The sequence below is a fragment of the Pseudomonas sp. S2_F03 genome (genome assembly GCF_054668335.1).
On record NZ_CP162759.1, the window covers coordinates 3,794,324 to 3,814,514 of the forward strand.

The 20,191-nt window shown below is 58.1% G+C and carries 14 protein-coding genes and 3 pseudogenes; 9 read left to right on the plus strand and 8 right to left on the minus strand.

All coding sequences use genetic code 11. The features are described from left to right. Positions 1-31: 31 nt before the first annotated feature. Positions 32-1,063 (minus strand): annotated as a pseudogene (locus AB4N76_RS17685) (methyl-accepting chemotaxis protein); the annotation flags it as partial. 240 nt (positions 1,064-1,303) lie between these two features. Between AB4N76_RS17685 and pmrG the strand changes: the two are divergent. Together pmrG and AB4N76_RS17695 are read left to right on the plus strand one after the other, a co-directional pair. Beyond that, a complete protein-coding gene (gene pmrG, locus AB4N76_RS17690) occupies positions 1,304-1,975 on the plus strand; it encodes a lipopolysaccharide core heptose(II)-phosphate phosphatase PmrG (RefSeq protein WP_460163306.1) in 672 nt (223 codons plus the stop codon). 25 nt (positions 1,976-2,000) lie between these two features. Then, positions 2,001-2,864, plus strand: coding sequence for a phosphatase PAP2 family protein (locus tag AB4N76_RS17695; RefSeq protein WP_077430917.1), 864 nt, complete (start codon positions 2,001-2,003; stop codon positions 2,862-2,864). On the opposite strand, the gene AB4N76_RS17700 is transcribed toward AB4N76_RS17695, so the two are convergent. Next, positions 2,815-4,266, minus strand: coding sequence for an ArnT family glycosyltransferase (locus AB4N76_RS17700; protein WP_460163307.1), 1,452 nt, complete (start codon positions 4,264-4,266; stop codon positions 2,815-2,817). The two genes, AB4N76_RS17695 and AB4N76_RS17700, sit on opposite strands and share 50 nt — an antisense overlap. Before the next feature lie 221 nt (positions 4,267-4,487). Further along, a complete protein-coding gene (locus tag AB4N76_RS17705) occupies positions 4,488-5,894 on the minus strand; it encodes a DUF2252 domain-containing protein (protein WP_460163308.1) in 1,407 nt (468 codons plus the stop codon). A 144-nt stretch (positions 5,895-6,038) separates the two neighbouring features. Between AB4N76_RS17705 and AB4N76_RS17710 the strand changes: the two genes are divergently transcribed. The 3 genes and pseudogenes from AB4N76_RS17710 to AB4N76_RS17720 all read left to right on the plus strand — a co-directional run bounded on the left by AB4N76_RS17710 (position 6,039) and on the right by AB4N76_RS17720 (position 8,475). Then, positions 6,039-6,866 carry a YeeE/YedE thiosulfate transporter family protein gene (locus tag AB4N76_RS17710; protein WP_460163309.1) on the plus strand — a complete coding sequence of 276 codons (828 nt, stop codon included), beginning with the start codon at positions 6,039-6,041 and terminating at the stop codon, positions 6,864-6,866. 160 nt (positions 6,867-7,026) lie between these two features. Then, a complete protein-coding gene (locus tag AB4N76_RS17715; RefSeq protein ID WP_046031872.1) occupies positions 7,027-7,278 on the plus strand; it encodes a helix-turn-helix domain-containing protein in 252 nt (83 codons plus the stop codon). Continuing rightward, positions 7,275-8,475, plus strand: a pseudogene (locus AB4N76_RS17720) (type II toxin-antitoxin system HipA family toxin). The gene AB4N76_RS17715 and the pseudogene AB4N76_RS17720 overlap by 4 nt, the downstream one beginning before the upstream one ends. 189 nt (positions 8,476-8,664) lie before the next feature. Here the strand turns inward: AB4N76_RS17720 and AB4N76_RS17725 are convergent. The 5 genes from AB4N76_RS17725 to AB4N76_RS17745 all read right to left on the minus strand — a co-directional run bounded on the left by AB4N76_RS17725 (position 8,665) and on the right by AB4N76_RS17745 (position 11,815). Beyond that, positions 8,665-8,922: a hypothetical protein gene (locus tag AB4N76_RS17725; protein WP_046031874.1), complete on the minus strand. Its 258-nt coding sequence runs from the start codon at positions 8,920-8,922 to the stop codon at positions 8,665-8,667. A gap of 35 nt (positions 8,923-8,957) precedes the next feature. Then, a complete protein-coding gene (locus AB4N76_RS17730) occupies positions 8,958-9,338 on the minus strand; it encodes a DUF6124 family protein (protein ID WP_046031875.1) in 381 nt (126 codons plus the stop codon). Positions 9,339-9,832: 494 nt separating this feature from the next. Then, entirely contained in the window at positions 9,833-10,000 is a 168-nt protein-coding gene (locus tag AB4N76_RS17735) for a hypothetical protein (protein WP_175648960.1), read from the minus strand. Then, positions 9,997-10,722 carry a zeta toxin family protein gene (locus AB4N76_RS17740; protein ID WP_046031876.1) on the minus strand — a complete coding sequence of 242 codons (726 nt, stop codon included), beginning with the start codon at positions 10,720-10,722 and terminating at the stop codon, positions 9,997-9,999. The genes AB4N76_RS17735 and AB4N76_RS17740 overlap by 4 nt, the downstream gene beginning before the upstream one ends. Before the next feature lie 403 nt (positions 10,723-11,125). Beyond that, positions 11,126-11,815, minus strand: coding sequence for a hypothetical protein (locus tag AB4N76_RS17745; protein ID WP_460163310.1), 690 nt, complete (start codon positions 11,813-11,815; stop codon positions 11,126-11,128). Between the two features lie 448 nt (positions 11,816-12,263). On the opposite strand from AB4N76_RS17745, the gene AB4N76_RS17750 reads away from it, so the two are divergent. From AB4N76_RS17750 to AB4N76_RS17765, 4 genes and pseudogenes are all read left to right on the plus strand, one after another. Then, positions 12,264-13,196: an NAD-dependent epimerase/dehydratase family protein gene (locus AB4N76_RS17750; protein WP_046031877.1), complete on the plus strand. Its 933-nt coding sequence runs from the start codon at positions 12,264-12,266 to the stop codon at positions 13,194-13,196. 63 nt (positions 13,197-13,259) lie between these two features. After that, positions 13,260-16,072, plus strand: a pseudogene (locus tag AB4N76_RS17755) (endo alpha-1,4 polygalactosaminidase). After that, positions 16,050-19,643 (plus strand): tetratricopeptide repeat protein, encoded by a 3,594-nt coding sequence (locus tag AB4N76_RS17760; protein WP_460163311.1) that lies wholly within the window; start codon positions 16,050-16,052, stop codon positions 19,641-19,643. Before AB4N76_RS17755 ends, AB4N76_RS17760 begins: the two are co-directional and overlap by 23 nt. Positions 19,644-19,671: 28 nt before the next feature. Continuing rightward, positions 19,672-20,190, plus strand: coding sequence for a hypothetical protein (locus tag AB4N76_RS17765; RefSeq protein WP_046031880.1), 519 nt, complete (start codon positions 19,672-19,674; stop codon positions 20,188-20,190). Position 20,191 lies beyond the last annotated feature (1 nt).

Consider the following 20,191-nt stretch of genomic DNA (forward strand, 5'->3'; position numbering starts at 1 on the left):
CTTGCTGCAACACGCCGAGTTCGTCACGGCGGGTGACTTTGATGTCCTGGGACAGGTCACCGCTGGCAATGCGTTCAACCACGGCCAGGGTGTCACGAATCGGACCGGTGATTTGACGGGTGATGATCACGGCGGCAATCACGCCAACCAGCAACGCGAGCAAGATGCTGATCAATTGCAGGGTGCGGGCCTGGGCGCTCTCGGCGTCCCGGCGGTCGAGCTGGATCTGATACAGCTGATCGCTAAGGGTCACGATGGCGGCGCCCTGGTCGGTCATTTCCTTGCGAGCCTGCACAGCGTCGGAACTGGCCGATTTGTAGGCCTGCAAGGCGCTGCGGTAATTGTTCAGCGCGGTTTCAAGCTGACGCAAGGCGTCTTGCTGAGTGTCGGCGAATTGCGCATTGAGCGTTTTGAGGCTGGCAATCGCCGCATCCAGTTGGCCGACGGCTTTTTGCTCGGTTTCGGCGTTGGTGGCGGCGGTGTAGCCGCGCACTTCGTAACGGGCGAGGATGAACGCTTCCTTGGCGGCGGTGATGGCCTGGAATTGTTCGAAACGCTGATCGCTCAGCGGCATTTGCTGCACGCGGGTGCTGATGGTTTCGATCAGCGTGCCGGCAGTTTCAGCATTGGCGCCCATGGCGTCGCGGGCACCATTGCCGGTGCGGTAGGCGCTGCGCATTTTGTTCAGGGACGTCTGGTACGCCGCAATGACGCTGCCTTGTTCCTTGAGCAGCTTGAGGTTTTCCGGGCTCTTGAACTTGGTCAGCAATGCCTGCTGCTGAGCGGAAAAGGCGTCAAGGGTGGTCTGCACACTCTGCGCTGCGGTTTCGTCGCCGTTGGTCAGCATGTATTGCAGGCGAACCACGCGCAACTTGGTCAGGCCGGCGTTGAGCTGGGTGATGTCGCTCATCCAGTTGCTGCGGTCAATCAGGCTGCCCAGGCTTGTCCAGCCGGTCAGGGCCAGGACGCAGGTCAGAGCCAGGACCAGGCCGAACCCCAGGCCCAGTTTCATGTTCACGCTGATATTGCCGAACCAGCTATTCATCAATTCCTCCAGGAACATTGTGTTTCTTGATCGTCAGTTGGCTGGAAGATTGTTGTTTTTGGGAGCCAGCAAAGTAGGTAGCAGGTCTGTATCGGCCGCATTCGCGAGAGCTGAAAGGATTTTGTAGAACGGATCCTGTAACAAGACTTTGCGCGGGTTTCAGCTTTTTTTCACATGACTTTCACTTGCTGCCAACGCACGCCTCGCTAACTTCCCGGGATTAAATGACAGTGGTACGTGCCGGCGAGGCGGCCTGATGTGGAATTGAGACTGAATCTATTCGGGATAAAGCGCTCGATTGATTTGAGCCGCTATGCCCGTTTTCGTAATGCGGCGGTGGTGCTTGCCTCGGCGCTGCTGGTGATCCCGTTGACGCTGTGGCTGTTGCAGCCTGCCGCCGTGCCAGACTTGGCCCATGGCAATTTTGTCGGTGCCAAGGCATTGGCGGCCGGTTGGGCCAAAGGCGAAATGATTGTGTTGGTGCGCCATGTCGAGCGCTGCGATCACTCCACCGCCCCTTGCCTGGTTGGAAACGATGGCATCACCGAGCGTTCCCGAGGCGTCGCGGCCAGTGTGGGCGCGCACTTCCAACGGCTCGGACTGGACAAAACCGACATTTACCACAGCCCGATCCTGCGGGCTGCGCAAACCGCCAGTTATATGTTTAACAAGGCAGGCGTCGGCGAAGACTGGCTAATCATCTGCAAGGGCACTATGTTGCGTGATGCGCTGGCGCACAAAGCGGCGGGCCGCAATCTGGTTCTGGTGACCCACAGTGAATGCATGGATCAACTTGAAAAAGACCTCAAGTTGCCAGTCTCCACCCTGGATTACGGCGCTTCGCTGTTTATCTCCGCTCCAACACCGCAATCGGCTCACATGCTGGGTTTCATTGAGGCCTCCGACTGGAGCGCGGTGACCACCGAATAACTTTTTATCTGGATCAGGACACACAATGCTGAATTTTTCCCGACACCGCTTTTACTGGGTGAACTTTGGTATTGCGCTGGTTTGCGCGGCCGTGGTTTTCCTGATGTTCGACATGACCACCATTGACATCGCGTTCAGCAACCTTCTTTTTGATCCGGTCAGCCAGACTTTCCCGCTCGACAAGGTGCACTTCTTTGAGAAGCTCACCCACAAATGGGCGCGCATCATTCCCAACTGGACCGGCGAAATCGCCGTGATCGGCGCGATACTGTCGTTTGTCTGGCCGCGAATCAACACGCAAAAACATCCACGCCTCGGCGGTTTTCTGGAACGCAGCAAAGCCGCTTCCGTGCTGCGGTTTACCTACGAGCATCGCCGTGACTTCATCTTCGTGGTGGTGGCGTTTTCCGTTTGCACCGGCGTGATCCATTTCCTCAAGGCGCACACCAGCGTGTACTGCCCGATTGAAACGACTCTGTATGGCGGCAAAATTGCCCACATGGAGTGGTACAACAACTTCCAGCTGTTCAGGGAAGCCGGCGACGGTCGTTGCTGGCCCGGTGGTCATGCGTCGGGTGGTTTCACCATGCTCGCGCTGTACTTCGTGGCACGCCGTTACCAATGGCGTTTTTCCAAAGCCGTGTTGTGGGGCTCGTTGATTCTTGGTTTCGTCTACGGCACCACGCGCGTTCTGCAAGGCTGGCACTACATGTCCCACACCTTCTGGGCCGGGATCTTCGTCTGGCTGGCGTGCTTGCTGACAGCCCTGGCGTTTTATGGGCGTGCAAGGCTGGATGTGCCGGTGCTGCAAAAGGCCGAGCGACGCAACGCTGAAGCACTTACAGATTTACAAAATAGTAAGCCTGTCGTCCCACCATCATTGTCTTGATCACCTTCAACGGCGCGGCAGGTTCGGTATCACCGGACATGACCGCCACGTTGGACGCTGATGCCGCCAGAAACTCATGCAGTTGCGCGTCAGTGTCCAGGCCCTTGAGCAGGCGCTGGGCGTAGAACACGCTGGCGCCACCCACGCGCTCATTGGCCTGGAACAGGGCAACGTGCTGGCCGTTGTCCTGCATTGTCTGAATCTGCGCAGTCAGCGGCACAAAGGACAAGCTGCTATCAGCCTGGGGCAGCAACCATTGCGCGGTGGCGAGGTAGCTGCCCATCACCACGGCGAGCACGCCAATGCCCCCTCCACGTCGATGCCGTGCGATCCAACCCAACACAGTCGAGGCGGTTTCACGGGCCTTCAGTCTTGCGTACAACACACTCGCGTATTCCGCTGCAATCACCGCTGCCGCAGGTGTCATCGACATCAGGTACACGGTGCGTTTGCTCGAGGCCAGTGTCAGCACGGCGAACTGCGCCAGCAGCCACAGCGTAAAAAACAGCAAGTAACGATTGGCCATCAAGCTTTTGCGGAAATGCCACAGCCCCAGGTAGACCAGGATATTCCACGGCAGAAACGCTTGCGGCAGCTTGGCCAAGTAGTAATAGAACGGCTCGTAATGCCCTGCTTCAACGAAGGAACCGCTAAAGCGCCCGACGCTGTTGGTCAGCAATACATCCGTCACCGCCTGTGTGCCACCGCGCTGATACAGCAAGGCGAGCCAGACCAACAACGGCACCAACCCCAGCAGCGTCAGCAGCCCGGGGCGCAGCCAGTCCGAGAGGGTCAGGCGTTTGTCGATCAGGGTTTCGGCCAACAGATACGCGAAAATCACCACGCCCGGCATCGCCAGGCCCAGCACGCCTTTGCTCAAGGTGGCGATGGCAATTCCTGAAGCAAACAGCAACGCATTACCGAGCGTCGACTGGCGTTGCGGTTGCCTCACACCCTGAAAAAACGCCAGCAACGCCACGGTCACACCCAAGGCCAGCAAGGCGTCTTCGCCGACGCTACGCACATTGCTCCAGTAGCTGGCCATGGTTGCGAGCAGGATGCCCGCCGTCCACGCGATTTCTTTGGGGCGGCCGAATCGGCGCAGCATCGCGTAAAGAACCATCACGCTGAACAAGCCGGCAAAGGCCGACGCCAGCCGCACCGCCCACGGGGTGCCACCGAACACGCGGATCGCCGTGGCGTCGAGCCATAGGCTCAAGGGTGGTTTTTCCAGAAACGGCTCGCCGAACAAGCGTGGCGTCACCCAATCGTTGTCCAGGTGCATCTCCATGGCGATCCCGGCCACTCGAGCCTCTGTGGAACCTTGCAATTGGTAATTGCCCAGCGCGAAGAAAAACAGCAAAGCAGCAAGCAGAAACAGTGAGGAGGCAGCGCGCGACATGGGCTTGTGGTGACCGGGAAGGAGGGTGGAGAGCCGATCATAGGCAACGAAAGCTGAACGATATGTGAACGCTGGGTGGATGTTTCCTTCAGGCAAAAAAAAGCCCGCGGGAGTGCGGGCAAACCGTAGTTTCTTGAATGAGCGTGTGCACTGTACCGATTGCCGAGGCGCGTAGGGGTGAAGAAAAGTTCATCTAGACGAACGCCCCTGCACGCGAGTGCCTATGGCAAATGATCGGCTGCAAAGTCCACCTCTGAACGTGCCGTTAACCGGCCCTTGCGGCAGGCTTGCTGGAAGCGTTCGTAGTCGCGCTCATTCTGTTCGGTATAGCTTTTTGCATATTTGAACAGCGCATCGGCCAGCGCGTCGCTCTTGCCGACATACCCGCTGATCTGTGCCGCATAACCGGACGATTTGGCATGCGCACGGGCGAGGGCGCGGCCGCAGACTCGTCCATAGGCCGCGAAAGTCTCGGCATCGAAGGTTTCGAGTTCGGCGGAAATTTTCATGTCGCGCAACTGGCGCACATAAAAGTGTCGACCGCTGGGGCCGGTGGTCCAGCCGAGGAACAGGTCGCTGGCCGATTGCATCAGCCGTTGACCATCGACCACCCGTTGACCGTCATGGCGTACCCGTGATTTGGCCTTCACGTAATCGGCGAGCACCGAGCGCCGCGCTTCCTTGAATTGCAGGAACAGCGGGAACTCCTGGTCATCCGTCAGCAATGCCACCAGGCAACGCGTGCCAACGCTGCCGACCCCCGCCACTTTGAACGCCAAATCTTGAACATGAAACCGAGCGAGCAATTCGCGTCGGTCGGTTTGCAGTGTGTTTCGGTAATCACGCATGAAGGTTTCGTATAGGGGCCGCCAGTCCGCAAGGCGCAACCAGTCATCCTCGGCATCAAGCAGTGTGGTGTGTTTGTGCAGGTGGAAAATTTCCGGCAGGTCATCGCGAATAATCAGGCGACCTTGAGCGTCGCGCTCGCTGATTTTGGGCAGCAGTTCAGCATGTGTACGCCGTTCGGCTTTTTCGATAGCGCGTTCCACGTGCTCCAGCGTGCTTTTGTTCGCCTGCTTGAGCAGATCGTCATAACTGATGGACTCGTACCAGTTTTCCAGCGAGCCTTGTTGGGCGCACTCGAACATGGTTTGTTGGTAGGCGCCGACCACTTGGCGGCAGACGGTTTCTTCAACCGTCTCACCGTGGCGCAGGTCGCGGGCCGCCACCATGAAACTCGCCACCAGACGTTTCAGGTCCCATTCCCAGGGGCCGGGATGGACTTCGTCGAAATCGTTGACGCTGAACAACAGGTTGCGCTCGGGTGTGGCAAATCCGCCGAAGTTCATCAAATGGCAATCGCCACAGATCGTCGAAATCAGGCCCATGTTCGACGTGCCCGCCAAGTCGTGGGCTTGCAGCAGTGCGTTGCCGCGATAAAAGGTAAAGGGCGAAACCAGCATGCGCCCATAACGCAGCTCGACCAGCGATTTGATCCGGCCTTCACTGGACCGCTTGATCAGCGGCAGCGGATCACGCGTTACTTTCCCGGTGGACGCCTGCGAACTGCGCGGGCAGCTTTTGCGAGCATCCTTGCCTTGCTTCAAGCGGTCTTCGAGGGGCGTCATGAGGGCTCTTTTCTGGTCGGCATAAAAAGACGAATTCGAACTGAGTGTAGAAGGGCTTTGCAGGCTCATCTGAAGTGTTTGAGCAGCGACTAATCTGTCCTTCATGCCCTGATGACTTCTCGCTGCCCGGCAACAAGGAGGTTTGTGCTCTCACTGCTGATTTCGCTGCTGCTGGCCTTCCTGATCGGCTGGGTGTCCCAGCGCATGGGCATGTGCCTGGTCAATGCCACGAGGCAGTTGCTCAAGGGGCGGCCGACGTTGTTTGTGGCGTTGATCACGTGCGGTTTGTTCGGCCTGTTACTGGCGCCGTTCTACGGACTGCTGGGTGTCAGTCAGCCGCTGTTCATTCCTGAAATCGGCTACCTGTCACTGGTCGGCGGCGGGCTGTTGTTTGGTCTCGCCTCGGTCCTCAATGACGGTTGCAGCGTCGGCACACTCACCAAACTCGCCAGCGGCAACCTCAACAAAGCCTTCACCCTTGTCGGCTGGGTGCTGGGGATCGTCCTCTGGTACCACCTGAACATGCTCGCCGAACACAAAGCCCTACAAATGCCGACCATCACCAGTCGCCACTACTGGCTGACCCTGGGCATCGTCCTGCTGGTGCTGCTGTTGCTGATCCGCGTTCACGGTGACAAACACCTGGTCCTGTCCAGCATGTTGCTGGGCGCCCTGACCAGCGCCCTCTACACCTTCGAACCGCTGTGGACCCCGAGCGTATTCATCTACAACCTTTCGCAATTGTTCTGGGATTCGGGAGACAGCTCCCTGACCAGCCGGCGGGTGGCGGTGTTCGTCGTGCTGTTGCTGGGGATGCTCAGCTACACGCTGCATCGCCGAACCTTCAGCTACCAGCGGTTTGACGTGATGGCCGCAGGGAAGCATTTGCTGGCGGGGGTGCTGATGGGGATTGGGGCGTCGATGATGCTGGGGGGAATGACTCGCAGATCTTGTTGGTGTTTCCAACGATGACGTGGGTGGGGGCGGTGCCGTTGGGGGCGATTGTTTTGGGGATATTGGTGGGGGTTGGAGTGAGGCGGATTAGCGGCCGAATTTGATAAGTCAGCAATTCGGGTTAGCTTGAATGTTGTGTATACGGTACATTGAGTTATAAATGTTACGGTAGCTACACATGGACTATTCTCTGATCATCACTCGCCTTGGCGATCAAATACGCGAAAAACGTATCAATCGTGGACTGACGCAAGCCCAGCTTGCCGAACTCGCCGGGCTGACACGATACAAAGTTATCTCGGTAGAAAAGGGCACCGTTTCCGTCGGAATGATCGCTTTTGCGCGAATTCTAGCCGCACTGGATTGTGAACTATCGGTCATTCCCGCGGCGATGCCGACGCTGGAAGAACTTGGGGATATGTTCGAATGAAAATGACCTCTCTGAACGTCAGTACACCGGAGGGTCGTAGCGGCAGGATCCTCACTAGCGGCCAGGATTTCCTGTTTCGTTATGACGAAGATGCATTGCCTCCCATGGCAATCAGTTTGTCGATGCCAGTGAGACCTGATGAGTTCCGTCGGCGTGAACTGCACCCTATTTTTCAGATGAACTTGCCGGAAGGTTATGTCCTGGAGCAATTACGTAATCGGTTGGCTAAAACCGTCAATGTCGATCCGATGTTGTTACTCGCCCTTTCCGGTAGCAGCTCTCCCATAGGACGAGTTCAGGTGCGCTCCGAAACTGTCGATACCTTGCTGGCAGAACAACAGTTTCCGGGTGAAAAGCTCGATGAGATTCTGACGTGGGACGGAGCTGAAGATATCTTCGCTGACCTACTTGACCGCTACATTCTGCGTGCAGGTATTTCCGGTGTTCAACCCAAGGTGTTGGTACCTGAACAGCAGGAAACTGATTTGCCACGAGTCACTTCGAAAACATCTGACTTGATAATCAAAAGTGGTCGGGAAGAGTTTCCAGGGCTGGCGATCAATGAATTTCTTTGCATGTCCATTGCCAGGGGAAGCGGGCATTCCCGTCCCGGAATTTTTCCTGTCCGATAATGCGCAGTTGTTTGTCATGCGGCGCTTTGACAGGGACGATCAGTTAAATCCGATTGGCTTCGAGGACATGGCAGCGTTGATGGGGCTTTCGGCCGATCAAAAATACAGCAAAAGCTACGCGGCAATTGCCAAGGCGGTACGGCTGTTTTGTCCGGCTAAACATTTGCAGTCTTCACTTGATCAACTGTTCGATAGCGTCGCCTTGAGTTGCATCGTCGGAAACGGTGACGCTCACCTGAAGAACTTTGGCTTGCTCTACTCCGAACCTACGCAGCGCGATGCGCATCTGGCGCCGGCTTATGACATCGTCAACACCACGGCCTATATCCCGGAAGATGTCTTGGCGCTGGATTTGGCAGGTAACAAGTCATTATTTGCCTCCCGCCAAGGGGTGCTGGAGTTTGCACAGACGTGTGAAATCGAGCGGCCGAAGGAGCGTGTCCAGAAGTTGCTGGCGGCGGTGGAGGCGGTGCTTGATCGTTACCCGCAGCATCGGGAGCGAGCGCCTCATGTAGTCACTGCCATTCAACAAGCGGCAGCGCCATTTATGCTGTCGTTTGGGTAATCGCGAATACCGAATGGCCTTTCACTGTAGTCAGCTCATTGAGTGCACGGGCCAATGCATGGGGAGGGCCCTCAGAAGGCTGGGGGCGTGCTGAGCCTGTTGACTAGAAACACTTTGCTGAAAAAAAAGCACCTGCGATGTTTTCGTCAGGTGCTTTTTTTTCATGAGGCAGACTCAATAGCCATTCTGTTACATCGTCGAAACCTGCGCCTGCAATCGCCGACCGACGACATCCAGCAAATCGCAGCCATCGCGCAGCGACGTCACCAACACCCGCGCCAGTTCACTGTGAACACCCTCGCCAACGGCGATGCTCTCCAGCAATTGAGTCGCGGTGCGGATGCGGTAAGCCGCAGTTTCGTGCAACACGTCCAGCGGTGCCTGGGTGTCGATCAGCAACGACGCGATGGTGCAGTCGATGCCGGTGACAGGCATGTATCGATCCATGACAAACCCTCCATTGTGTAAAAAAACACGACCACTCAGTGATTGGCGGATGCAACCTCGGGCAACCCGTCGGGCGGGTCGAGGTTGTCCAGTGCGCGGTTTACCAGCAGCTCGGCGAGTACGCTCAGTTGCTGAATGGCCAGTGCCACGTTGCGACGAGAGCCTTCGAGTTCACAAGCGAGGTCGGTGGTCATGACGTTGAGGGAAGCGAGGGTTTCACAGGCGTGGACGAGCAGGGTGGGAGTGTCGACGTCGGGGAGGAGGGTGAAGATGTGGCTGATGGGGTCGGGGCGTTTTGGGTTGCGGAGGCGGGTGCTGATGGTGCGTTCGGTGGTTTGAGAAAGTTGGGTTAAATCGAGAGCGTCCGCATCTGAACTTGCAGCAGATTCGGGCGGATTTGGAGTGATCTTTTTCATGATGAAGTTCCTCACACTGTTGATAGAAACTACCAATCCCCTGCTGTCAAACAGGATTGGGTGGCAGCTGTACGCGGGTTGACAGACCGGAAGTGTGAGAATCCGGTGCATCCCGGAGAGATGCCCCGCGCACAGCCGCCATAACGAGACTACATGCGCGTGAGCATGCCGCCAGTTGAGGAGGGGTGCAGGTTACACTTTTCAGCCTGTCAAAGCCGATCGCTGATTTGTAGCGACATCTGAAGGCTATCGACGCAGAACCGCTTCCGCCAGTTCATGAAAGTCGATACGAGTTGCGGGAAGTTTCCTAGGACGTGGACTACGTCCTTTTGGATGGTTAACCAAGCAGGGTAAGACTACTTCTTAGAGGGGATGGGCTAGCCATATTCAGGTCGATGAGATGGAGTAGCGACTTGCCATTTGCCTATCCAAGACGTCAGCGAATAAATAAAAAAAGCCCGACACTTGGTCGGGCTTCTTATCAGAGCGGCGGGCTAGCCACGTTTGGCTTCAGCTTCCATCATCACAAGATTTTGCTGTTTTGTGGCTTCAGTCAGCACTTCGCTGTAGACACGCTTTTTCTGCTCTGACTTGGCGTTACGAATAAAGTCCGCGAAGGGGCTTTTCGCACCTTTAGTAAAACCTAGCTTGATCGACATCATGAATGTGCTCCTGATCCTAAGCCGAGCTGAGCCATTAAATCAGCCCGCGTGTGTCGCTCAGGGATATGGTAGTCAATTTTATCGACCCCAGCTTTGTAAAGGCGTCCTGAATTGTCGATATGCTTGAGGAGCAAATCCACATGGACGTTTCCGTCATACTCTAGCTTAAGAGCATTTACGACGTCACGTGCGGCAAAATACTGATCGACGAAATGCTCTGGGCGGATTCTTCTTCCTTCGGCCTCTTCACGGGCTTTGACAAAATCCCATGCCAAGAGTGGATTTTGGTAGACGTAAAGGATTTGCACGAATCGACCTTTTCGCAGGGACCGATCTACGTTCCTTCTAGCCACATCAATATTTGACAGCGTTCCATCTAGCACAAAAGATTGTCTCTGATCGAAAGCACAATCTAGAATTTTTTCGACCAGAATTGACACTCCGCTCTGAAAAATCCATGCGTTTCCTCCCTCGTAATCAGCGAACTCGCTACGAAGTTCATCAGGATCAATTCTTAGGATCGCTGTATCGGCAAAGAGATTTATCAGAGCAATTGATGCCTCCGTTTTTCCAGCTCCTGGCGAGCCCGCCATAAAAACTGATACAGGATCTTGCTCCGGAGGGTACAACGCTGTGTCGGTCCGGCGCTTGGCTATGGCTTTCTTGTTTGATCGTGCAAAGCAAATCGCCTCGTCTCGCATTAGCTGTTCAGCAGAAGTCATTCGTCCATTCCTGTGCTATGAAATTCATCAAGGTGGAACAGAAAAAGGCAACAAATCTGTTTGAACGAAAGAATACCGATTTGCTTTCCACACTCCAGTTCATGGTTGCCGCCACAACTTGAGGGAATTTTCCTAGGACTGAGAACGAAAGTTGTCGAGATCGTGCCTTCTCAAATCCTCAATACTCACTAACCTCACCCCCCTAAAAACCCACCCCGCCTCCCCAGCCTCCAACCGATACCGAACCTGCCGCATCTTCCCGTCCTCCCCGCCCCAGCATCCGCACTCTCATAAACCGGAAACCGCCGCACCAACGCATTCTCCACCACCGAAAATTCATCCTCCCCCTGATACCCCTCCGCCAATTTCGCATCCTCACTAACCGGCGGAAGGTAAATCTCACTCAGCGACTTCTTACGGTTAGCCGCGTACGCCACCAACTCCCCGGCATGCCGCGACCAGGTGATCGGGCGAAGACGTAAATCTCCGGCGAGCCGTCCTGGTCAAGGTCGGCGACTTCTGCGCGGGCGATGTTGCCGGTCAGCGGTCGGGTGATAGCCGAGTTGTCGATTTCCAGCCCTTGCGGCGAGATGCGCACCACCGGATTGCCGTCGACCCATTCGCCCTTCACCTGAAATCGAATGCCTTGCAGTTCAAGTGTTTGATCAAACGGCTGGGCGCTGTCCGAGGAGGGGCTGAGGTTCATGGACAGGCTGTAATTCGCCACTTCGTTGCGCCGTGCGGCGTTGCGCATGAGGTACACCTGAACCGTGTATTCGCCATCCACGGGCAACGGGCCCATGAAGTGGTTGCCCATGATCGAGCCGTTGAACAGCGCAGCGTCCGCGCCTTTGGCGCTGATATTGAAATAGACAGATGTTTTGGATGTCTTGAGGTCGACGGTCAGTATCTGGCCTGCCTTGGCGGTGGTGCGGTACTGCGCGGTGAGCCGGCCTTTGATGGACTCATTGAACCTGACGCTATCGGTCCCCTTGTCGAAAGGCACTTGCTCGACCCGAGGTGCAACTTCAGTGGCGGCCTGTGCAGACGTGAAAATCACGGTCAACAGAATGGCGCCCAGCCAAAAATTCATATTTATTTTCCTGAGTACACCGACGACGAAAGGATAGATCAGGGAGTCCATTCGACGTTGAAATCGATTCGCCACTGGCTCGATCAGCCGTTCGACTCTGGTACTTGATACGCAGCGATCAGCCTCAATCACGCCGTCATCGTCCAGTGGCTTGCGTCGATAAGCGGTGATGCGGTCGGGGTGGACTAGCCGTCGCCTATGTGCCCCGCGAAACCGGCGCAGAGCCCCGTTCCAGACGAGTCTGTCGTTCTTTCTTGGCAGTAGCATGACATCTTGAATCTATTAAATGCCGCCAAATTAATGACGTGTTCGACTGCGTTTTTTCATGCCTGATCAGATTAGACAAACTATTGACAGTGCGCTCCTGAACTCCCATTATCGGCCGCGTTTTGGTGGCCTTGCGCCATAAAGTCGGCGGAACCCGCTCTACTGTTCAGGGAGAAATGTGATGTTTGTCGAGCGAATACTGGTGACTGGCGGGGCGGGATTTATTGGTTCGCACCTTGTCGAAGCGTTGCTTGGCAAGGGCTACAAAGTTCGCGTGCTGGATAATCTGTCGACCGGCAAAGTCGATAATTTGCCAATGGACAATGCCCATCTCAACCTGGTCATCGGTGATGCGGCGGATGGCGCTGTCGTTGAGCAGGCCATGCGCGATTGCAGCGCCGTGGTGCACCTGGCGGCAGTGGCTTCAGTGCAAGCCTCGGTGGATGATCCGGTCAGCACGCATCAAAGCAATTTCGTCAGCACCCTCAACGTCTGCGAAAGCATGTCGAGAGCCGGGATCAAGCGTGTGGTGTTTGCCTCCAGCGCGGCCATTTACGGCAATAACGGCGAAGGCACGGCGATCCACGAAGACACGCCAAAATCCCCGCTCACACCCTACGCTGCCGACAAACTGGCCAGCGAGTATTACCTCGATTTCTATCGTCGCGAGCACGGCCTGGAGCCGATGATCTTTCGCTTCTTCAATATTTTCGGGCCACGCCAAGACCCGTCTTCGCCGTACTCCGGCGTGATCAGCATTTTCACCAAACTGGCCATGGCCGAACAGTCGGTGGCGATTTTCGGTGACGGTGGGCAGACCCGCGATTTCGTGTTTGTTAAGGACCTGGTGAGTATTCTCGTCCAGGCCCTGGAAGTGAGCGAACCGAGCCCCGGTGCGGTCAACGTCGGTCTCAGCCGCTCCACCAGTCTCAACGACCTGATCACTGAGTTGGGGAGTGTGGTCGGCACGCCACTGAAGGTGGTTCATCACGCGCCACGACAAGGCGACATTCGCCACTCGCGCGCCAACAACGCTCGCCTGCTCGAGCGTTTCACGCTCCCTGAGCCGACCACCATCGGCAAGGGTTTAGCGCAGCTTATCCGCAGTCTGTAATTCGGCCGAGTCACTCGGCTCGACGTTGACGCGGTATCGATTCAGTCAATTCAAGAGTGCGTTATGGAAATCGTTTTTCGCAGGACGCGTGTCCGCTCGGCCGCTAAACGGCTGCTGGCTGCCATCGCGCTTATCGTGAGTGGCCCGGCAGCCCAGGCTGCTGCCTTGCCACAACCCTCTAGTGTGACGTTTTGGTACGCCGATCAGCCGCCGATCCCGGAGCTCGCACAGTTCGACTGGTCGGTGGTGGAGCCCGGGCACATGACCCAAGGCGACGTCAAAACCCTGCGCGACTTGGGCAGCCAGCCATTCGCCTATCTGTCGATTGGCGAGTTCAGCGGCAACAAGGCCGACATCGAAAAAGCCCACCTCGCCGGCGCGATCAGCCCGGTGCGTAACGGCGCCTGGGACAGTCAGGTGATGAACCTTGCCGCGCCGGCCTGGCGTGAGCATTTGTTCGGTCGCGCCAAGGCGTTGCAGGCCGAGGGCTATGCCGGGTTGTTCCTCGACACCCTCGACAGTTTCCAGTTGCAGCCCGAGGCAGACCGAGAAACACAGCGTCTGGCGCTCGCCAGTTTCCTGCGCGAATTGCACCAGCGCCAGCCAACACTGAAGCTGTTTTTCAATCGTGGTTTTGAAGTGCTGCCCGAGCTTGATGGCGTCGCAGCGGCAGTGGCTGTCGAATCGATTCACGCTGGTTGGGATGCGACCGCCAAGCGTTATCGCCCGGTGCCTGAAGCCGACCGAGCATGGCTGGAAACCCAGATCCAGCCCTTGCGTGCCAAAGGCATCCCGCTGGTGGCGATCGACTACTTGCCGCCGGAGCGTCGCGATGAAGCGCGCAAACTGGCCGCGCGTCTGCGCGAAGAGGGGTTTATTCCCTACATCGGCACGCCTGAACTGGACTCGATGGGCGTCAGCAACATCGAAGTCCAGCCGCGCCGGGTCGCGCTGCTGTACGACCCGCGTGAAGGCGACCTGATTCGCAACGCCGGGCACACTTTGCTCGGTGGCTTGCTCGAATACCTTGGTTATCGCGTGGATTACCTGCCGGTCGACAACACCTTGCCGGAATATCGCTTCAGCGGTTTGTACGCTGGCGTCATTACCTGGATGACCAGCGGCCCGCCGCAGGATGCCCCGGCATTCAACAGCTGGATCGGCAAGCGTCTGGACGAGCAAGTGCCGGTGGTGTTTTTTCCGGCCTGCCGATTCAAGACCCGCTGCTGCTCAAGCGTCTGGGCTTGAATCGTGCAGCGCCGATCGGCACGCAAGCGTTGAGCATCACCTATCAGGACAAGGCGCTGATTGGAGCGTTCGAAGCACCGGTGCAGCCCCGATCCCGTGACCTGACTGCGATCTCCCTGTTACCCAAAGGTCCAAAAGCCGCGCTGCTGTTGACCGCTGCTGATGGCCAGACCTTTGCGCCGGTGGCGGTGGGCGAGTGGGGTGGTCTGGCCCTCGCGCCGTACATTCTCGAAACCAACAACGAGCGCAGCCGCTGGATTCTCGATCCGTTCGCTTTCCTTCAGGCCAGCTTGCGCCTGCCGGTGCAACCACGTCCGGACACCACCACCGAAAACGGTCGGCGCATCGCTACAGTGCACATCGATGGCGATGGTTTCCCGTCCCGGGCTGAAGTGCGCGGCACGCCGTATGCCGGCAAACAGGTGCTCGACGATTTCATTCGGCCCAATCCGTTTCTGACCTCGGTGTCGGTGATCGAAGGTGAGATTTCACCGCGCGGTATGTTCCCGTTTCTCGCCCGCGAACTGGAACCGATTGCCCGTGATTTGTTCGCCGACCCGAAAGTCGAAGTCGCCACTCACACCTTCAGCCACCCGTTTTTTCTGCAACCTGAACTGGCCAAGAAGCGTGAAAATTTCAACCCTGAATACGGCCTGAAAATGGCCATACCGGGCTACGACAAAATCGATTTTCGCCGCGAGATTTTTGGCTCGCGCGACTACATCAACCAGCACCTCACCACCCCGGAAAAACCGGTGAAGATGGTGTTCTGGCCGGGCGACGCATTGCCGTCTGCCGCCACGATCAAACTGGCGTACGACGCCGGTCTGAAAAACGTCAACGGCGCCGAGACCATGCTGACCAAGGCCAACCCGTCGCTGACCGGTTTGAACCCGCTGCTGCGCCCGACCGAAGGGGGGTTGCAGTACTACGCACCGATCATCAACGAGAACCTCTACACCAATTTGTGGAAGGGACCGTATTACGGTTTCCGCGATGTGATCGACACCTTCGAACTCACCGACAGCCCACGGCGCTTGCGTGGGCTGCACCTCTATTACCACTTCTATTCGAGCACCAAGCAGGCCTCGATCAAGGCCATGGACGACATCTACGGCTACATGAAGACGCAGCAGCCGATGTCGCTGTGGATGAGCGATTACCTGGATCGTTTGCACGGCTTGTATCAGGTCAGTCTGGCGCGGACCGCCGACGGCGCCTGGCAAATTCGTGGGCTGGACGCACTGCGCACCCTGCGACTGGACCCGCAAATGGGCTGGCCGGACCTGATACGTTCGCAAGGCGTGGCCGGTGTTCGCGACTTGCCGCAAGGCCGTTACGTGGCCTTGAGCAGCGACCATGCGTTGCTGGTGTTGCGCCCTGATCGGGATGACCGACCGGCACTGGAGGAGGCCAATCTGCCGTTGGTGGACTGGCGCTATGTGGATGAGCACCAGGTAGACTTTTCGTTTGCGGGGCAGGTCGACCTGACCTTCTCCGTACGCTCGGCGGGCACCTGCCGGGTTGAAGTGGATGGACAACGTTTTGCAGGCAAGGCATCTGCCGGCCTGTGGACTTTTCAATTACCAATGAAGCAGGTGAGTCATGGTCAGCTCTTCTGCAACTAACTCCTCAGCAACTAAAAGCAGCCGCCTGCTCAATCCGTGGACATTGGCGGTGGTGGCAGTGGCGGTGGGTGGCATCCTTTGGCTGACGTTCCAGCGCGAAGAAGTGTTCCAGCCCGACGGTCGCGAGCCGGACGCGGTGTCGGCCAATTACGCCGAACTGCTGTTGTCGGCTCACCCGGACGACGATCACTTGCGACTGCAATTGGTCGACCTGTTGATCCGTCTCGGCGACTACACCAAGGCACGCCAGCACCTCGAAAACTGGCCGACACCGATGCCGGAGTTGCAGGCGTATTACCGGCTTGAACTGGACGCACTGGAAGCGGCGAAGGCGCAGGATCCGGTTGCGCAGAAAACCTTGATCGAGCGCTTGCAAAGCTTCGATCACCGGATGCTGCCGCTGCCGCAATTGCAGAACCTGGCCAAGCTTGCCCTGACGTTGCAGGCGCCGGCCTTCGCCGCCAGCGTCTACGAAGAAATCGCCGATCGTGATCCGGCGCAGCGCATCGAGGCGCTCAAGTCCGCCGCGCAGTGGTACCTGGGTGGTGAGCAGCCAGGGCGCGCAGCCGACATTTATCTGCTGCTCAAACAGGACAGCCAGCAAGCCTCAGAGCGTCGTGAATATGCACAACTGGCGTTCAACAGCCTGTTGGCCGCTGGCCGTGGTGACCAGGCGTCGCGTGTGCTCGCCGATGAACTGGATCAGCTCAAGGATCCGCAAACCGACGCACCGTGGCTGGAGCAGGGCGTCGATGTCGCCGTCGGCAGTCAGCGCTTTGATCTGGCGCAGCGCTTCCTTGATCAATGGCGTGGCTTGCAGCCGGACAACCCGCAAATTCTCCGGAAAGAATTTGGCATGCGCCTGGCCCTCGGCGACCTGGCCGGTGCCTGGGAGAGCGGTCAACAGCTCGTGGCCGAACACCCGGATGAGCCGGCCTTGCTGGAACAAATGGCGCACCTGGGTGAATGGCGTGGTGATGGTCAGGCGGCGCTGGCCTACTGGATTCGCGTGCTGGCATTGCACGAAGACCCGCAAACACGCGAGCACGCCTGGCGTCTGGCGAGTCAGCAGTTTGACTTTGATCAAGCCATCCCGTTGCTTGCCCAGATCATGGAGCAGCGTGCGCTGACCGACGTCGAACTCGATGCGTTGATCTACGGCCACGAATCGCGCGGTACACCGACGCAAGCCGAAGCGTGGTTGCGCGCTTACCTGAAAAAGTACCCGGCGCATCGTCTGGCCTGGACGCGGCTGGTGCAAAACCTGGAGAACACCGGGCAGTACGCACACAAGACCGAGGTCTACCAGACTTACTCCAAACGTTTTGCACTGACCACTGCCGAGCGTGTCGATTGGGCCAACACCTACCTGAAGCTGTTCGACAATCAGTCGGCGTGGGGCGTGATGCAGGTCGATAACCGCAAGATCGCCGATGAGGAATATTGGCGCCTGCGCTCGGCGCTGGCCTGGGATCTGGAACTCGACAACGAGTTGCAGACGTCGCTGGAAAAACTGCTCACGCTGCGAGGCTCGCTCAACAGTGGCGACGAAAGTCAGCTGATCACGATGTACCGCACCAGCAATCCCCAGCGTGCGCTGACCATGATGGTCGGCAGTTGGAATCGTCTGCAAGACCCGCAGCGTCTGGTCGAAGCCTTGCAGCAAGCCCAGGATTTGCAGGACTGGCCGCAAGTGGCCGCGTTGCTCAAGAGCGCCGAGCAAAACCCGGACGCCTACGAGCAGGCTCAGGTACTGTCGATTCGGGGCGCCTTGGCGGTGCAGCAAGGGCAGCCCGAAGAAGCGCAGCGCTTGTACTTGTTGGGCTTGTCGCGTTACCCGGATGACAACCAGTTCCGCGAGCGCCTGATGTGGCTCTACATCGATCAGGGCAACACAACGGCTCTGAAACCGCTGCTGACCGAGTGGCGCAAGCAGGCGCGGGAAGACCGGATTCTGTGGTTGCCGTTCGCCAGTGCCAGCCAGTTGCTCGGTCGTGAAAGCGAGGCCCTGGCCTGGTATCGCCTGTACCTCAAGACCAGCCCGCAGGATTGGCTGGTGCGCGCAGCCTATGCCGATGCGTTGGAAAGCGCCGGTTATACGGACGCAGCTCAACGCTTGCGTCTGAAGTTACTGCGCAGCCCCGAGGGTGAAGAAATCAAGCCGTCGTCCCAGCGTTACGCGGTCTGGTTGCGCCTGATGGCCAGCAGTTATTCGCCCGGCAAGGCGTCGCAGGAAGTGTCGCAGTGGAAAGACGGCTCGCCGGCGATGCTGCAATTGTGGTTCGAACGGTTGCTGGCGCGTCTCGACGCGACCAACCAGGAATCGCAGAAAGACCAATGGCTGGATTGGGCGCGCAGCCAGGGCTTAAAGGTCGAGCGTTATGAGCAGATTCAGCAGGCCTTGCGCAGCCGCAACAAGCAGCACGTCGAAACGCTGTTGGCCAGCAACGACCTGAACCCGGCGCAACGCGCGCAGGCCCTCAGTCGTCTCGGCCGTTTCGGCGAGGCCCTGGACCTCAGCCAGTCCGCACTGGGTGACGATCAACCGGCCGCCGTGCGCGAGCAACTGCGTCGCCAGGCAGTGGAACTCCAGGAGCTCACCCCGCAAGGCGCGCTGCTGTCCTGGCATCAACAGGATTTCGGCGGCCTGGAAATCAACGGCCCGCGCTTGCAGGTCGGGCACAACATTGGCGATCAGTGGTACGCCAACGTTGAGCTGGAGCAGGGCACGTACAACAGCGATCAGTTGATTGAATCGCGCATGGGCGATGAGAACAACGCCGGCCTGACCTTGCAGCGTTTCGTCGAGGACGGCAGCTACAAACTGTTCGCCGACACCAGCCAGCGCAAGGACGACGACCGCAATGGCCTGGGCCTGTCCCGGACCTGGCAGTTGGGCGCCAGTGATCAAATCGAGAGCGGCCTGGACTGGCATCGCAAAAGCGAAGACAGCGGTTTGATGCGCGCTTTCGGTCAGCACGACAGCGTATGGCTCGGCGGTCGTCACGGGTTGTCGGCGCGAGACCAGCTCAGTTGGGAAGTGGCACAGAAATCGTTCTCCACCCGTGAAGGCGATTCCCTGGGCAACGGCCAGGCACTGAAGATGGAATACAACCACACGCTGGAATTCGCCGGACCTAACTGGACCCTGCGCAGCGGCGTCGATTACCAGCACAACAACGTGGATGACCGCACGCTCAATGACTTGTCCAGCGCCAACGGCGGCCCGGTGAAAAACGTTGATAACTCGGATGATCCCTCAGTCGTCACGGCCAGCGATCTGCTGCAAAGCCGCTACGGCCAACTGTATGTCGGCAGCTCCTGGCGTCGCGGTTTGCCGGGCGCATTGGTGCGCACTCGCCCGCAATACACCTGGCTGGTGGACGTGACGGCGGGCTGGCAATGGTTCGATCAAACCTTCAACTACGGCATCAACACCGGGATCGGCGTCGAAGTGCTGGGCAATGACGAATTGGCCCTGACCTTCGGTTACCAATCTGCGCCACAGGGCGGGGATGGTCAGGCGGGCGGAACACTGGGTGTGAGCTACGGCGTGCGTTTCGGACGCTGATCATCAACTGTTTACAGGAGTAATACCGATGCAAGCAATTCGTAATCTGAGCCTGGCTCTGGCCGTCCTGTTCGTCGCCGGTTGCGCCAGTTTCACCGGCGACACCAGCCCCAATCTGCCGCGTAACGCGAAGTGGGGCGTGGTGCCGATGGTCAACTATTCGCAGACCCCGCAGGCCGGCGAGCGCAGTGAGCAAATTCTGCTCAGCGTGCTCAGCAGCCACGGTCTGCAACCCCGGGTTTACCCGGTCAGCACCCAAGGCGAACAAGCCTTGATGGATGACACCGAACGCCTGGCCGGCGCGCTCGATTGGGCACGCGATCAGAAGCTCGATTACGTCCTGTCCGGCAGCGTTGAAGAGTGGCAGTACAAGAACGGTCTGGACGGCGAGCCAGCGGTGGGCATCAGCCTGCGCGTGCTCGAAGCCAGCAGCGGTCGTGTGCTTTGGAGCAAAAGCGGCGCCCGCGCCGGTTGGTCCCGTGAAAGCCTGGCCGGCACCGCGCAAACGGTGCTCGACACACTTGTTGGCGCCCTCAAGTTCGAGTGAA

Excerpts from the sequence above, each read along its gene's own strand:
- AB4N76_RS17705 (WP_460163308.1), bottom strand. The coding sequence starts at position 5,894 with ATGACGCCCCTCGAAGACCGCTTGAAGCAAGGCAAGGATGCTCGCAAA.
- AB4N76_RS17695 (WP_077430917.1), top strand. The coding sequence starts at position 2,001 with ATGCTGAATTTTTCCCGACACCGCTTTTACTGGGTGAACTTTGGTATT.
- AB4N76_RS17765 (WP_046031880.1), top strand. The coding sequence starts at position 19,672 with ATGCAAGCAATTCGTAATCTGAGCCTGGCTCTGGCCGTCCTGTTCGTC.
- AB4N76_RS17740 (WP_046031876.1), bottom strand. The coding sequence starts at position 10,722 with ATGACTTCTGCTGAACAGCTAATGCGAGACGAGGCGATTTGCTTTGCA.
- AB4N76_RS17745 (WP_460163310.1), bottom strand. The coding sequence starts at position 11,815 with ATGAATTTTTGGCTGGGCGCCATTCTGTTGACCGTGATTTTCACGTCT.
- AB4N76_RS17715 (WP_046031872.1), top strand. The coding sequence starts at position 7,027 with ATGGACTATTCTCTGATCATCACTCGCCTTGGCGATCAAATACGCGAA.
- AB4N76_RS17735 (WP_175648960.1), bottom strand. The coding sequence starts at position 10,000 with ATGATGTCGATCAAGCTAGGTTTTACTAAAGGTGCGAAAAGCCCCTTC.
- AB4N76_RS17750 (WP_046031877.1), top strand. The coding sequence starts at position 12,264 with ATGTTTGTCGAGCGAATACTGGTGACTGGCGGGGCGGGATTTATTGGT.
- AB4N76_RS17700 (WP_460163307.1), bottom strand. The coding sequence starts at position 4,266 with ATGTCGCGCGCTGCCTCCTCACTGTTTCTGCTTGCTGCTTTGCTGTTT.
- AB4N76_RS17730 (WP_046031875.1), bottom strand. The coding sequence starts at position 9,338 with ATGAAAAAGATCACTCCAAATCCGCCCGAATCTGCTGCAAGTTCAGAT.
- AB4N76_RS17760 (WP_460163311.1), top strand. The coding sequence starts at position 16,050 with ATGGTCAGCTCTTCTGCAACTAACTCCTCAGCAACTAAAAGCAGCCGC.
- AB4N76_RS17725 (WP_046031874.1), bottom strand. The coding sequence starts at position 8,922 with ATGGATCGATACATGCCTGTCACCGGCATCGACTGCACCATCGCGTCG.